Annotated in this window: 13 protein-coding genes and 2 pseudogenes; 9 read left to right on the forward strand and 6 right to left on the reverse strand. The window is 68.5% G+C overall.

What is annotated here, in order from left to right:
- Positions 1 to 124: 124 nt before the first annotated feature.
- Positions 125 to 418, forward strand: a pseudogene (locus tag BG418_RS12750) (integrase core domain-containing protein); the annotation flags it as partial.
- A 299-nt stretch (positions 419 to 717) separates the two neighbouring features.
- Here BG418_RS12750 and BG418_RS12755 read toward each other — a convergent pair.
- Together BG418_RS12755 and BG418_RS12760 are read right to left on the reverse strand one after the other, a co-directional pair.
- Positions 718 to 1,245, reverse strand: coding sequence for a hypothetical protein (locus tag BG418_RS12755; RefSeq protein ID WP_188273927.1), 528 nt, complete (start codon positions 1,243 to 1,245; stop codon positions 718 to 720).
- Positions 1,246 to 1,435: 190 nt separating this feature from the next.
- Entirely contained in the window at positions 1,436 to 1,843 is a 408-nt protein-coding gene (locus tag BG418_RS12760; protein ID WP_317453630.1) for a nuclear transport factor 2 family protein, read from the reverse strand.
- 433 nt (positions 1,844 to 2,276) lie between these two features.
- On the opposite strand from BG418_RS12760, the gene BG418_RS12765 reads away from it, so the two are divergent.
- The 4 genes and pseudogenes from BG418_RS12765 to BG418_RS41165 form a co-directional block, all read left to right on the forward strand.
- A complete protein-coding gene (locus BG418_RS12765; protein WP_188273929.1) occupies positions 2,277 to 2,816 on the forward strand; it encodes a transcriptional regulator in 540 nt (179 codons plus the stop codon).
- Positions 2,813 to 4,099 (forward strand): MFS transporter, encoded by a 1,287-nt coding sequence (locus BG418_RS12770; RefSeq protein WP_188273930.1) that lies wholly within the window; start codon positions 2,813 to 2,815, stop codon positions 4,097 to 4,099. The genes BG418_RS12765 and BG418_RS12770 overlap by 4 nt, the downstream gene beginning before the upstream one ends.
- Before the next feature lie 649 nt (positions 4,100 to 4,748).
- Positions 4,749 to 5,924, forward strand: a complete 1,176-nt coding sequence (locus BG418_RS12775) for an agmatine deiminase family protein (protein WP_188273931.1) — start codon at positions 4,749 to 4,751, stop codon at positions 5,922 to 5,924.
- 148 nt (positions 5,925 to 6,072) lie between these two features.
- A pseudogene (locus tag BG418_RS41165) lies at positions 6,073 to 6,321 on the forward strand (5,10-methylene tetrahydromethanopterin reductase); the annotation flags it as partial.
- 383 nt (positions 6,322 to 6,704) lie between these two features.
- Here the strand turns inward: BG418_RS41165 and BG418_RS12785 are convergent.
- Entirely contained in the window at positions 6,705 to 6,851 is a 147-nt protein-coding gene (locus BG418_RS12785) for a hypothetical protein (protein ID WP_188273933.1), read from the reverse strand.
- Positions 6,852 to 7,216: 365 nt separating this feature from the next.
- On the reverse strand, positions 7,217 to 7,444 hold the full coding sequence (locus BG418_RS12790) for a hypothetical protein (RefSeq protein WP_188273934.1): 228 nt from the start codon (positions 7,442 to 7,444) through the stop codon (positions 7,217 to 7,219).
- A 202-nt stretch (positions 7,445 to 7,646) separates the two neighbouring features.
- On the opposite strand from BG418_RS12790, the gene BG418_RS12795 reads away from it, so the two are divergent.
- Both BG418_RS12795 and BG418_RS12800 read left to right on the forward strand, forming a co-directional pair.
- A complete protein-coding gene (locus BG418_RS12795) occupies positions 7,647 to 8,459 on the forward strand; it encodes a hypothetical protein (RefSeq protein ID WP_188273935.1) in 813 nt (270 codons plus the stop codon).
- A 273-nt stretch (positions 8,460 to 8,732) separates the two neighbouring features.
- Positions 8,733 to 9,377 (forward strand): SIMPL domain-containing protein, encoded by a 645-nt coding sequence (locus tag BG418_RS12800; RefSeq protein WP_188273936.1) that lies wholly within the window; start codon positions 8,733 to 8,735, stop codon positions 9,375 to 9,377.
- 460 nt (positions 9,378 to 9,837) lie between these two features.
- On the opposite strand, the gene BG418_RS41170 is transcribed toward BG418_RS12800, so the two are convergent.
- Positions 9,838 to 10,119, reverse strand: a complete 282-nt coding sequence (locus BG418_RS41170; RefSeq protein ID WP_398998570.1) for a hypothetical protein — start codon at positions 10,117 to 10,119, stop codon at positions 9,838 to 9,840.
- A 508-nt stretch (positions 10,120 to 10,627) separates the two neighbouring features.
- Positions 10,628 to 11,575 carry a hypothetical protein gene (locus tag BG418_RS12810; protein ID WP_223184755.1) on the reverse strand — a complete coding sequence of 316 codons (948 nt, stop codon included), beginning with the start codon at positions 11,573 to 11,575 and terminating at the stop codon, positions 10,628 to 10,630.
- Between the two features lie 384 nt (positions 11,576 to 11,959).
- On the opposite strand from BG418_RS12810, the gene BG418_RS12815 reads away from it, so the two are divergent.
- Together BG418_RS12815 and BG418_RS12820 are read left to right on the forward strand one after the other, a co-directional pair.
- Complete coding sequence (locus BG418_RS12815; RefSeq protein ID WP_188273938.1) at positions 11,960 to 12,181, forward strand: hypothetical protein; 222 nt, start codon at positions 11,960 to 11,962, stop codon at positions 12,179 to 12,181.
- Positions 12,178 to 12,873 (forward strand): restriction endonuclease, encoded by a 696-nt coding sequence (locus BG418_RS12820; protein WP_188273939.1) that lies wholly within the window; start codon positions 12,178 to 12,180, stop codon positions 12,871 to 12,873. Before BG418_RS12815 ends, BG418_RS12820 begins: the two co-directional genes overlap by 4 nt.
- Positions 12,874 to 13,132: the final 259 nt, after the last annotated feature.

Below are 13,132 nucleotides of genomic sequence, written 5' to 3' on the forward strand. Positions count from 1 at the left end.
GCCGTCGCCATGGCGATCAACAACCGGCCCCGCAAGGTCCTCGGTTGGCGGACGCCGGCCGAGGTCTTCGAAGAACAGCTACGCTCGCTGCAACAACCCGGTGTTGCAACGACTGGTTGAACTCGCCCAATTCCGGTCCCGGAAGTTCGTCCGGGCCCTCGGCCATCACCGGATCGTCGGCTCGATAGGGCGGGTTGGGGCGGCCGGCGACAACGCGGCCATGGAGTCGTTCTTCAGTCTGCTGCAGAAGAACGTCCTCGACCGCCACAGCTGGGCCACCCGTCAAGAACTGCGAACCGCGATCGTGACCTGGATCGAGAAGACCTACCACCGGCGTCGCAGACAAGCCTCGCTCGGCCGGCTGACCCCCGTTGAATTCGAGACCGTCATGACCACACCGGCCCTCCGGGCCGCGTGACAGAACCTGTCACCCATACCTGCAGCAGACCCGAGGCGGTTCGTCAGCCGGTAGCTGGGACCGTTGATGGAGATCACGTCGCAGTGGTACAGAAGCCGGTCAGGGATCGATGGCAATCACCGAGGCCTCCCCCACGCCCTGACCCATCGGGTCGCCTCCGGCATCTCTGCCGCGGCCGAGCGAGGACCTGGCCCCACGGGCCACCGATCGTGCACGGCCACATCAGTCAGACCTGTGACCTATGGTTGGCCACTCTGAGGGTCATAGTTGGCCGCCGGATAGCCTCGACATCCGGCTGATCAACCGCCCGTCGCGAAGCCGTAAAGATCGCGAAGCCGAGCAGCGATGGCTCTCGTTGCTGCTTGGTTGGCTTCGAAGAACTCGCGGCGATGATTCGGATCGCTTCCAGACTCACGAGTCCAGTACATCGGGTAAGCGGCAGTTGTCAGACGCTCGACCGCTTCGATCACCGGAGGATGCAACAGCAGTGCGGACTCATGACTGCACCTCACGGTCGCGTGCATGGCCGCCGCTTTCAGCTCCTGCCCGCCATCGCTCTCGCGCCAGTCCAGACCCGCTGTTTGGGCCGTGGCCAGGTGTATGGCGATCGCGTTCACCCTACTCAGAAGGTCGTGAATGGCGGCGTGGACAGCCCGGAGCCCGTCACGTTCAAACGCCACTCGCTCCAGGTGAGCGACTTGTAGACGTTCAGCGTTGCGAACAGCCTGCACGTTCTGCGTCGTCCAGCGGTTACGGAACAGTTCAAGCAGGAAGCTTGCGAAGAAGCCGAGAACAAGCGTGACCAGGGGCAGCAGCACGTCGACCATGCCGCCCACCATCACCGACCTGGCTTGTGATGTCCACGGGTCGTTCAGAGCGCCCGACGTGCGCCGAGGCGCGATGGTTGGAACCGGTGATCCGTGTTGGCCTGGCTGCTCTCATGGTGCGTGACACGGTTGTTGGAACCGGTGTGCCAGGGTTGTTGAACCCAGTGGTCACTTGTCCCTTCGGGGGTCCTCAGCTCATCAGCTCGGGCGCGAAGTAGTCACGCAGCCGTGCGATCTTCCCGTCGCGGATGCGGAAGATCTGTACCAGCGAGACAGACGTGTCCACTGCGTCCCCGTCGAAGACCGTGTCGATCTCGGCGATGAACACGTCGGGGTCGGAGGTGGTGTGCAGCACGTACCCGGACTTCTCCAGGTTCGGCGAGCGGTCGTCGTTCACCGGTTGCGCGTAGTACGCCGCCATGGCGCTACGGATCTCCTCGCGACCCACCAGCCGTTTGGGGAAGGCGGCGCCGGCCGGCATGAGCGGTGCTTCGAAGACGCCGTCCGCGGTGAAGTTCTCGGCAAGGGCATCCGCGTTCCGGGTCATCGTGCCGGCGTAGAGGTAGCTCTCGAAGATTTCCCGCGGCGTTTTGGACACGGCGGCCTCCCTGGGATCGGAGCAGGAAGGCCACATCATCGCAGTGACACTTCCGGGAAGGGAGTTTCCGGCAACGATCACGTTCCGCCGGATCGACCGACCTCCAGTCGCCGCGCCAGACATGGGCGATCGCCACCCGGCCCAGCACGAACCGAATCGGCCGGGCCACACAACGACGCGCTGGGCCACCTAGCGCTCGTGCATAACTGCCGGCCACCTCACCGACACCCAGACACGCCTCACCCGCGCAGCCCGGTGATCGGTCGCCGACCACGGCGAAGCACCCCCGGTACACGAACTCGCGGCAGCCATCGGGCTCGCAGCCGCCCGCCTTGCGCAGGGGGCAGGGACCTTGCGCGCCGGAACCGTGGATTCCGGAAGAGCGTGCGGAATCCCCTTGCTTAATGGTCAAGAAACGTTGACCATTGGGGGCATGCCTACCGATGATCTTCCCGAGACGTTCCACGTCACCACGGACGAGCAGCTACGCGCCGTTTCCAATCTCACGCGTCACCGGATCATGGCCGTGCTCCGCTTCGAGCCCGCCACGATCACGCAGATCGCCGAGCGGGTGGGCCTTGCGAAGGGGAGTTCCAGCTACCACGTACGGCTGCTGGAGCGGGCCGGCCTGGTGAAGGTGGTACGGACGCGGAAGGTGCGTGGGGTCACCGAGCGGTACTACGCGATGGCCGCGCGGTCGATCGTGCTGCCGGATCCGGGCGAGGGAGGGCCGGACATGCTGATGCGGCATGCGGTGGCGGACCTGGAAGCAGCGCCGGCGGATGGCGAGCGGCACGTGCGGATGGCGCATCTGCGGCTCACCGCAGAGCAGTTCGCGCAGCTGGGGGCGCGGCTGGAGGCGCTGGCGGACGAGTACCGGGAGCTGTCCGACCCGTCGCTGCCGGACGCGTCACTCGTCTTCGCGCTCTTCCACCCGGCACAGCGCGCACAGGCCGAAGGGGACGCCAAGTGACTACAGATGTAAGGAAGTTGCCAGCTGGGTTCGGGCGGCTGTGGACCGCGCAGACCGTGTCCTCGCTCGGTGACGGGGTCTCCCATGCCGCGCTGCCGCTGCTCGCGTTGACGCTGACGCGGGACCCGATGGCGCTCGCCGTCGTCACGGCCGCCGGAACGCTGCCCTGGCTGCTCTTCGGGGTCCTCGGCGGTGCGCTGGTGGACCGCTGGGACCGCCGGCGCACGATGTGGGTCACGGACGCGGCCCGTGCCGTGCTGCTCACGGTACCGGCGGCAGCGGCCGCCCTCGACATGCTGAGCATCACGCTGCTCGCCGCCCTCGCCTTCCTCCTCGGCCTCGGCGGACTCTTCTTCGACACGGCCGCCACGGCCTACCTGCCGGATCTCCTCGGCCGCGACCCCGCCCTCCTGGAACGCGCCAACTCCCGCCTGCGCGCCACCCAGACCGCCGCGTCCGGCTTCGCCGGGCCGCCCGCAGGCAGCGCCCTGCTCGCACTCGGGCGGGCGGTTCCCCTGCTCACCGACGCCCTCTCGTTCGCGCTCTGCGCACTGCTCGTACGCTCGCTGCCCGCCACACCCCGCCCCGCACCGCAGGCCCGCGAGTCACTGCTGCGGCAAGCGCGGGCCGGTGCCTCGTACGTATTCAAGGACCAGCTGCTGCTCGGGCTCGCACTGCGCCCGGCGATCGGGAACATCGCCTTCCTCGCCGTGGAAACCGTACTCGCCCTCTTCGCCCACGACCGCCTCGGCATCGGCACCATCGGCTTCGGCCTGCTCCTCACTGCGGAGGCCACCGGCGGCCTGCTCGGCGCAAGCATCGCCTCCTTCCTCGGCCGGCGACTCGGCACCGGCACCGCACTCACCTGCACAGCCGCCCTCGAAGGACTCGCCGTCCTCGGCCTTGCCGCCGCCCCGAACGCATACGTGGCCGGCCTCACGCTCGCCGTCTGCGGGGCCGGCATGGGCGCCACCATGGTGCTCGCCCCCTCCCTCCGACAAGCGATCGTCCCCGCCCACCTCATGGGCCGGGTCGCCTCCACCTCCCGCATGCTCGCCATGTGCGCCGCCCCCATCGGCGCCTTCCTCGGCGGCTGGCTCGCCACCACCTACGACATACGCACCCCCCTCTACACCGCCGCCGCCCTCCTCCTCACCATGACCACCATCACCGCAACCATGACCACCAACCGCCGAGTCGAGGCAGCACTGCGCGCCGCCACCCCCACCAACAACCCACACCACCCAGAAACCCGGGACCCCGCTCAGGCCGGTGCCCTCTAGGGCTCCGTGAGGTCGTTGAGCCAGCACTGAGCCCAGCCCGGCACTCCTCGCCTCCGCCCCCGAGCGTCGGGCGCCTGCCTCCACGGGATGCGACGAGTGGCCCAGCGGGCCGGGTGAAGGTGACCACGGGGACGCTGACGCGATGAGGGAGCCATACAAGGAGTGCGCACCGCGTGCAGGGCAACCGATGCCCGTCACGTTCGATGTGCGCACAGGGTGCGGGTGAATCGGAGGTGGAGTCCACTGCCTCGCGCATCGTGGTGCGCGTCGTGCGGGGTGCGCAGAGCACGACACCGTCGGTGCGCAGCCAACCATCACCAGCGAACCCTCAGCGCGAGCCCGCCGAACGCACCGCGGGGGCCGGCCACCATATGACCGGCCCCGCTCATCACCCACCGGCCGACACACGCCAAATCTGCACAAGCCACCTCTCCCCACTCCCGCTCACGGCCGGCAGCAACCGCAGATGCGCGCGGCAGACGGCTCCAGGTGGCCCGGATGGACGGGCCGGGCACCGTGCGGTCACCGAGTCCGAAGTTCGTCGACTGGAACGAACCACACCCTCGACCCGTCTCCTCCAAGGGCACCGGATTCCAGGACGCGTACGTCGCGAACGGCGACCCGCCGACCAGAACACAGGAGTTTCCCCGTGACCTCTCCCCCCGTGTCCCGCCGCACCGCACTGCGCACGTTCGCCGGGATCGGCGTCCTTGCCCCGGCCTCCGCGGCCTGCGGTCCAGGGGACTCCCCGGCCCAACCGTCCTCCTCCTCGCCCGCCGCGGGCGAGACGCCCGCGGACCGCCGCTTCGGCGCCGAGTGGGACAGCCACGCGCGGACCTTCATGTCCTGGCCGGCGCTCGACTCGGTGTGGGGCGAGCAACTGCCGTCCGTACGCGAGGACATCGCCCGCGTGGCACGGGCCGTCGCGGAGTACGAGCCGGTGGTGCTGATGGCCCGGCCCGACCAGCAGGCAGCCGCCCAGAAGGCCTGCGGCTCCCAGGTCGAAGTGGTCCCTCTCGCCGTGGACGACCTGTGGGCCCGCGACACCGTGCCGGTGTTCGTGGAAGAGAACGGCCACACCCTGGGCGTCGACCTCAACTTCAGCGGCTGGGGCAACAAGCAGGTGCACACCAACGACGGCCAGGTCGGCCGCCTACTGCTCACCACGTACGACATCGCCCGTACCAAAGCACCGCTGGTCGCCGAGGGCGGCTCCTTCGAGACCGACGGCCAGGGCACCCTGCTGGTCACCGAGAGCTCCGTCGTCAACGGCAATCGCAACCCCGGCAAGACCCGCGACCGGATCGAGGACGAACTCAAGAGCAGCCTCGGCATCAAGAAGGTGCTCTGGCTGGCCGGGGTGCGGGGCAAGGACATCACCGACGCCCACGTCGACAGCATCGCCCGGTTCACCGCACCCGGGGTCGTCCTGGTCGACCAGGCCTTTCCCGCAAACCCGCCCGACGTCTGGTCCCGGGCGGCCGACCAGGCCCGGCAGGTCCTCAAGCAGGCAACGGACGCACGGGGCAGGCGACTTGAGATCGTCGACCTGCCTCAGCCCGACCTCGACAAGATCACCGGCCGCGGCGACGCGTTCGTCTCCACCTACACCAACTTCTACGTCGCCAACAGCGCTGTCTTCATGCCCCGCTTCGGCGACGCGCAGGCCGACGACCGCGCCAAGGGCATCCTGCAGGAACACTTCCCCAAGCGCGACGTCGTACCCGTGAAAATCGACACCATCGCCTCCGGCGGAGGCGGCATCCACTGCTCCACCCACGACCAACCCAGCAAACCCGGCAAGAGAGCAGGCACTGCCGGGTAATCACGCAACCCGCCCGGCCGAGACCTGCGCAAACGGAAGCCCCCTTGCGCAGCCCAACCCGCGGCCCCGCACCGAACGCCCGCGAGAACACTCACAGACCCGAACCCCCCGTCGCGTCGATCACCCGCCCCGTCACCCACCGCCCGTCCTGCGACACATCGGCGTGACCTCACCGGTGCTGCGCTCGGCCCCCGCCGCCGCGAGCGGGATCGCCGGCCTCAACGCCCTGGCACCGGGCCGGACCATCTGCGGAGCCAGCACCGCAAACACCGCCCGGCGCACCCCGGACATGCCGCCCACCACGGCATCCGCGCTGGAGAACTTCACCGCGGTACCGCAGGATCTGTGCGCCGGACGCTCAACCGAGTACCGCGAAGAAGACCAGGTCCGCGACATCGTCTTGCGCCCGCCGATCTTCGGCCCGTGCAGGGCGTCCCCGGTCCACAGCTCGTTGCCGCGGGTGGCCTCGAACCGGCCGAAGACGCTCTTGTCGCCGCTGGTGCCGGTCAGACCGCCGCGACGAAGTGCCGCTGGAGGGTGCGTTCGGTGGGCGACCAGCCCTGCGTCGTGCGCAGAATCCGCTGGATCTGCGCGGCCGCGGGCCGGGGTCTCCCGCTTCAGCGCGACCGCCGGCTCCAGCACCTCCGGCGGCGTCCTGGAGACCGCCTTGCGAGGCTCGGGCACCAGGGCGGCAAACCCCCCGCGGCGGTAGTGGCGGGTCCGCCGGTCTATCGTGCCCCTGGACACCTGCACCTGCCGACCGAACGGATCTGTGTGTTCTCACGCCGCCAACTCCCGTGCCCAGCAGCCTTGTTCGCGGATTGTCAGGCTGTCATCCAGCAGGTCATGGATCAGGGAACAGCGGAACAGACCGAGCTGCCGAGCCCACTCCGCCCGGCGGCGGTCCTCGTCCTCGCTTGATGCCATTGCGCGGACTCTCCTCGCATCTCGATCAGTGTCCGCCCCTCTCCGGACGGACACGATCAAGACTTCCGGCGCCTCCGATCGCCGCCCAGGGGCGGCCCGTGTTGATCAACAGGGGCGCTGAGTTCTCCGTGATCCAGGTGGCGATCTCCAGCCGAGCCTCGGCGCGGGTGGCGCACAGTGTGGGCACGAAGGATGCGACGGTGATCTCGGCCTCCCGTTGCCTTGACACGGTAGCCGTGGGCCGCTGATGAAGCGTCGGTGTTCTCGAAGTCCTCGGTGCCGTCTGGGTCCGTGGTGGGGCAGGCGTCCTGGCCGGTGCAGTGCAGATCCGCAGCCTCTGGACGACGAGGGTCACATCCTCGTCTTCAGGCGGTCCGGGCAGCCTGCTGACCGCGGGATCTCAACTCGCGGCGCAGCACCGCGACCCGCAGGATGGCGAGAGCGAGGAACACGAAGGCGAACGCGGCCCGCTGCCATCCTCCGATCCTGACGAACCAGTAGACACAGGCACCCCCGAGGAAGAGTGCGATGGCGATGAGCAGGGGTTCGCGGACCCAGAACGGCAGGATGCGGAGAATTACGTTCAGCAGCATCGGACCAGTGGATCAGTCACCCTCCCTTCGGCGCAGTGACGGAAGCCATACCTCCTCCCCGCAGGGAACACCATGGGGTATTCATGGCTATTTGGCCGGGTGGTGGCGGATGACGTAGGTTCACCTGGCACCCGCTGGTTCGAGGCTGACCCCTGCAATGGCCCAGGCCCCAAGGAGTGCTCCACCAACTCCTGGAGGTCTGATGCGCCGTCCCCTGATTCTGGCTGCCGCGGCCGCGCTGCTGTGCGCCGCGTGCACCCGCACGCACAGCGACGCCGGCGGCAGCGCGGACGCGGCAGCCGCCGTACGCGACGCGGTGACTGCCACCAGCCATACCAGCGCCCGCTTCACCACCGTTCTGGATGCCTGCGCCGTCACCGACTGGGCCTGCCGGGTGGAGGCGTCCGGGACCGTCGATCTGGCCTCCGGGAGCGGCCGGTTGACGGTCGGGGTCGCCCAGGCCGCCGTCCGTGCCGAGGAGGTCCTGCTCGGCGACCGCGTCTACATGCGCCCCGTCGTCGTCCAGGACACAGGCATCGACGTGGATCAGCGGTGGGCCGTGGGCGAGCGCCGCGCCGCCGAGGCCCACGCCCCGTTCCGTGCCCCGCTCAACGACCCGTCCCACTCGCTCGCCCAGGTCACACGCATGCAGGATGTGCGAGCCCGGGGCACTGAGGCGGTTCACGGCGTGCAGACCACCCGCTATCAGGGCACCCTCGACCATGCGGCCCTCACCCTGCGCCTGGCCAAGGAGGCACGGGCAAAGATCGAAGAGATGCGAGAGCTGTACGGGCGCGATCTGCCGGTCACCGCCGAGGCGTGGGTGGACACCCAGGGCCGCCTCGTCCAGGCCCGCTTCACCCTCAAGGACCGCCTGAAGGACAGCAAGACCACCCACGTCACCTACACACTCTCCCTCACCGAACTGGGCGCACCCGTCCGCGTCACGCCGCCGTCCGGCACCAAGAACGCCCCACCCCTGCACGACCAGATGCCCACGGCACTGACCGGCTGACCGGACATCCGCCACACCCCTCCTGCTGCACACCTGCCGGCACGCACCGTCGCCTGTCCACAGCAGGAGCCGCCCGGAGAGCCAACGCCATGGCCCGCGGAGGGCAGGGGCGGCCGGTCCCGCCCTGGATCGCGCGGAGAGCACGACCGCATCCCCGAACTCCTCGACCGAACCGACCTCCACTCTTGCTCAGGTATCGGTCGGTTGATGAGCAAGACAGCGGATCAGCGCACCTCGCCCCCGCGACGGGTGCCGCGTGGTTGACTACCGCGCATGCAGACCACGATCAACGCCCCCTGGGGTGTGACCAGTTACGGTGCGGCCAGCGTCCAGGCCGCCCCCGACCTCGCCCGCATCCGGCTCGGCATCGAGCAGACCGAGAGCTCGCCGCAGCAGGCCTTCACCGCCGCGCGCACGGCCATCTCCCGCCTGCGCGAGACCATACGAAGCCACGGTGTCCCGGATGGGCGGGTGTCGGCATCCCGGCTCAACCTCCAGACCGCATGGAACGGCTACGGCCCGGAGCGGACGTTCCTCGGCTACCGCTGCCGCGCCACCTTCGCCATCGACTACCGAGACCTCGACTCCCTGGAGCCGTTCCTGATCGCCGCCGTCGAGGCCGGCGCCAACGAGCTGGAAGGCGTCGACTTCGACATATCCACCAAGCCGGAACTACGGGCCCGGGCCCGCACCGCCGCCGTCCAGGCCGCCCGGGCCAAGGCCGAGCTGTACGCGCAGGCCGCCGGGGTGCGGCTGGGCCAGGTCCTCCACATCGAGGACGTCGACCCCGACAGCACCAGCGCCAGCCGCTACCGCGGACACAGCAACCCCGACAGCGCCTCCGACGCCGACCTCGCACCCGGCGCCGTCGTCGTCTCCGCCGCCGTCGTACTGGGATTCGCCATCGCCACCTCGTAGACCACGCCCAGCCAGCCGGGCCAACTCCCCCTGAGCCGGCCTACCTTCCGCGTGCGCGCACATCCATCACGGCAGTCGTCCAGCCCCGAGTGCCACGTCGGCCTTCGGCCGGAACATCTGGAGGAGGTCGTGTCATGGGCTGCGCGGTCGTCCGCCGTGAAAGACGGCGGGCCCGGCGCTGAAGCCGCGTGACGTAGAGACGTTCGGTAGCGCGCACTCGTGCCCTCATCGCCCCTGACGGCGAAGGCACGAGAACGCACTCAGCGGCGCTGGCCACAGCTCGGTGGGCTTCCCAGAGCGTGCCGGGGGATCGAATCGCTCCGGGTTTTCCCTGATCTGGGCATCGTTGCCGCTGCCCGGGCGCGGGCCTTGCACTGAGGCGTTCGATGCGCCAGGTCAGGACCTGGACGGGGTGGCGGGCGTTGTCCAGGGCACTCTGGCAGGCGGCTCGCTGCAGGAGTTACTTCGGCTCGTGGCCTGCCTTCTCGGCGTCCGCGAGCACAGTCGCGAGCGCGTCGAACGCCGGGTCCTGCAGGACCTGTTCCGTGTGGTCGGATACGGCCTGCCGGATGTAGCGGATGTGCCGCTCCACTGCCTGCTGGGGCGGTCGGCGCTGGGCGAGCACCGCCAGGGGTGTGGCTGCGGCCTGGTCGTAGGCGGCCTGGAGGTGGAGCAGGGCCTGGTGGGCGGCGGCCACCTGCTGGTCGTGATGGCGTAGCTGGTGCCAGCGGGCGGCGGCCATGACAGCGAGGATCGGGCGTCGAGGGGCATCGCCAGCAGGGCGCCGTCCCTGGGGGCCTCGCCAACGTTGACGTCAGGTTGGAAGAACCTCAGTGATCCTTTCAACCTGTATATCGACAACCATTCCTTTGAGGCCGCACTCCATAGACGATCGCGATAACGCTGTACGACGGGCCGTAGGTTGATGTGCCGCTCGCCGTGCCAACGGAAAGCAGATACATGTAGAGCCCCCACCATTCGGTGGGGGCTCTGTGCTACCCGCGGTGCAGTCTCTTGCGTGCCCAGAGGAACCCGATCAGCCCGCCCACAACAATCATGTACGCGGTCAACGGTCCATCTTTCAGTAGGAGGCCGGGTAGGGCGATCACAGTCGTGATGAGCAGCCATCCGCACCCGGCCACGACGAGATCCGCCGAATCAGGGCGGCGCCGCTCGTTCTGCACTCGTCTCCCCATTCTCAGAGTGCGCGGTTTCCTGCATCCCCGCGCACCCACGATAGCCGCTCGGGGCTAGGCGCAGTGGATCGTGGCTGTGTTGGAACTGATGTTGTGGTCCCCCCAGTACCCGTTGCTGTTGCGCAGGGTCGCGTTACCGATGTCCTCTCGGTAGATCCAGCCACTGATGGTGAGCCGTGAGCACTGGTAGTGCAGAAGGAGCGGAAAGGTCTGGCCCTGCGTGTTCGTGTACCCCCGGACGTCCTTCGTCTTCCAGATGCCCAGCCCCTGGTACTGGCGCAGGGAGGCTTCGAAGTTGCCTTTGCCTTTCTGGTCGCACCGCATCAGCGCATCGGCCTGGATGCGCAGGGAACCCCCGTGCAGGAAGGGCGCCTTGCTGTGGATCAGCTGGCACTGCGGCTTGGCTGCCGGGGCGAAACCTGGTGCCGGTGAGTGCGAGGCCCGGACATTGCGTTCGTCGACCGTGGTCGCCCAGCGCACCATGTCCTCGCTGCTGTAGGTGTCCTGCGCCGAGAGAGCCGGGGCTTCCCACAGGGTGAGCTGACCATCCATGGTCAAAGTGCTCACCCTCACTCCATCGTTGCCCGCAGCAGTAAACAGCTGACTGCCGCTGGGGAGCGTGCTCGCCTGCGTTGTGTCGCCATCAGACGCAAGCACCGAGGACGGCACGTCACCGTCGACGGTCACGCGGGTGATGTTGAGCGGGCGCACGGCATTCTCGTCCCCGAGGCTGAACGTGAGCGTCTGCCCGACCTTCTCGTACTCGGCGACGGCGGGCGCCTGCATGAGGTTGAGTCCGGTCGTCTTGGCCAACAGGTCGGCGAGTTCCCACACACTGCCGCCCTCGGCAGGCGACACTTCACCGACAGGTGCCATTGACTGTGGGTCCGCGCCACCTTGTTCGGCGTACTCAGCTGCGCTGACGATGTGAGGTGTCGATTCCGTGCGCGTGGCCGGTGAGCCGTCGGCGGCAGAAGCGCCGACAACAGTGCTGGCCATCACGATGCCGGCTATCAGGACTGTGATGCTCGTCCGTGCGAGACAAGGGACAGTTCTCTGTTTCAAGTTGTGTTCCCCTCCGTGGTCCGGTCGCCGGTCATCCAGCGCTGGTCAGGCGTGGCGGCGATCGATCGGGGAAAACGCTACCCATATCGCACAGTTGTTCGCTAGCCGTTTCCGCCTCGGCGGCGGAAACGGCTGAAGTCGATCGGCCAGGGCCGTGAAGACGCAGAGTGCTGACGTCAGGGAATCACGGATGCGGGTCCGCGCTGACCGAAAGGTTGGCACTCTTGGTGATCGAGTCCGGACTCGGTGTCAGTGGCGCGTGCTGTCATGCGACTTGTGTGGGGATACGCCAACAACCTTCAACAAGGGGGGAGTTCCTTCATGGCGATACAGGTGAAGGCGCACGATCGGGGCGGGGTTCCTGTACGGGCCCACACCCGTTCCTATCCCGGCTCGGGGCGCCAGCTCACGATCGCGGGCATCGGGCCACTCCTGGTCTGGGATGCCTCGGAGGGCGGCATCACATTCGAGGGCGAGGCCAGGACACCTCCGGCGTACCGCTCGACTTCCACCGCTCCCGTGCAGCCGGGAGCGGACCGGTGAGCCGCCGCAGTCCGGTGCGGCGTACTTACCGGCGCCGCCCGGCCCGTCGTTCCAGGAAGCAGGACGAGCGAGCAGCACTGGCGGTAGCCGGGGTCGTCGCGGTCGGCTTGGTCGTCGCCGCCGTGCAGTGGCTGCTCGCGCACTGGTGGGTTCTTGCCCTGGCGGGCGTGTTTGCTGGCGGCGGTGGTGTCCTCTGGTACCAGCAAGTCCGCCGGCGGGCCCAGTGGGCGCGCGTACGCGCTCAGGCTCTGCGTCTGCGTATCGCCGAGATAGATGCCCTGGACCATCGTGCGTTCGAGTTCGCCATACGGGACTTGATGCGCCGCGACGGTTGCAAAGCCGAGCAGCTCGGTGGTGCGGGCGACAACGCCTGTGACGTACGTGCCATCGACCCGGTCGGCCGGGTCTGGGCCATCCAGTGCAAGCACCGCCGAGACGGCGACCGGGGTTCCGCTGTCGGCGTCGGCGTGCTGCAGCAGGTCAACGGCACTGCCCGGCAGATACACGGGGCAGATATCGCCGTCGTCCTCACCAACGGCCGCTTCTCCTCGAAAGCCATCCCCTGGGGTAAAGAACACCACATTCACCTCGTCGACCGCCGCACCCTCGGTGAATGGGCAGCGGGTTCGCGCCCCCTGTGGGATCTGCTGGACCGCATCCCGCCCCCAGGCCGCCCCAGCCCTCTGTTCTGAGCTGCGGGACGGCGGAGGGCGGGGGCCGTGACGGCGGCTCATGAGTGGGCCGCCGTTGTGCGGCCGGTTAGTCCTGTCCGTGCTCGACGGCGGTGCACGGGCGTCCGTCGCGGCGGTAATAGCGCGAGGGGCCGTCGTGGTGGTCTCGAAGTCCAGGTCGGTGAGGAGAACAACGACGTCGGGGCGAAATGGAGGGCTGGGGCATGGGTGATTCCTTGTGCGGTGTCGTGTGATCGGTTCGGACTTGTGAGTGGTGTGC

This window comes from Streptomyces sp. CBMA152, assembly GCF_014596475.1.
Classification (GTDB): Bacteria; Actinomycetota; Actinomycetes; order Streptomycetales; family Streptomycetaceae; genus Streptomyces.

Bases quoted from the DNA above. Each gene is read 5' to 3' on its own strand.
- BG418_RS12755 (WP_188273927.1), bottom strand. From the start codon at position 1,245: ATGGTCGACGTGCTGCTGCCCCTGGTCACGCTTGTTCTCGGCTTCTTC.
- BG418_RS12765 (WP_188273929.1), top strand. From the start codon at position 2,277: ATGCCTACCGATGATCTTCCCGAGACGTTCCACGTCACCACGGACGAG.
- BG418_RS12785 (WP_188273933.1), bottom strand. From the start codon at position 6,851: ATGGCATCAAGCGAGGACGAGGACCGCCGCCGGGCGGAGTGGGCTCGG.
- BG418_RS12790 (WP_188273934.1), bottom strand. From the start codon at position 7,444: ATGCTGCTGAACGTAATTCTCCGCATCCTGCCGTTCTGGGTCCGCGAA.
- BG418_RS12795 (WP_188273935.1), top strand. From the start codon at position 7,647: ATGCGCCGTCCCCTGATTCTGGCTGCCGCGGCCGCGCTGCTGTGCGCC.
- BG418_RS12800 (WP_188273936.1), top strand. From the start codon at position 8,733: ATGCAGACCACGATCAACGCCCCCTGGGGTGTGACCAGTTACGGTGCG.
- BG418_RS41170 (WP_398998570.1), bottom strand. From the start codon at position 10,119: ATGGCCGCCGCCCGCTGGCACCAGCTACGCCATCACGACCAGCAGGTG.
- BG418_RS12815 (WP_188273938.1), top strand. From the start codon at position 11,960: ATGGCGATACAGGTGAAGGCGCACGATCGGGGCGGGGTTCCTGTACGG.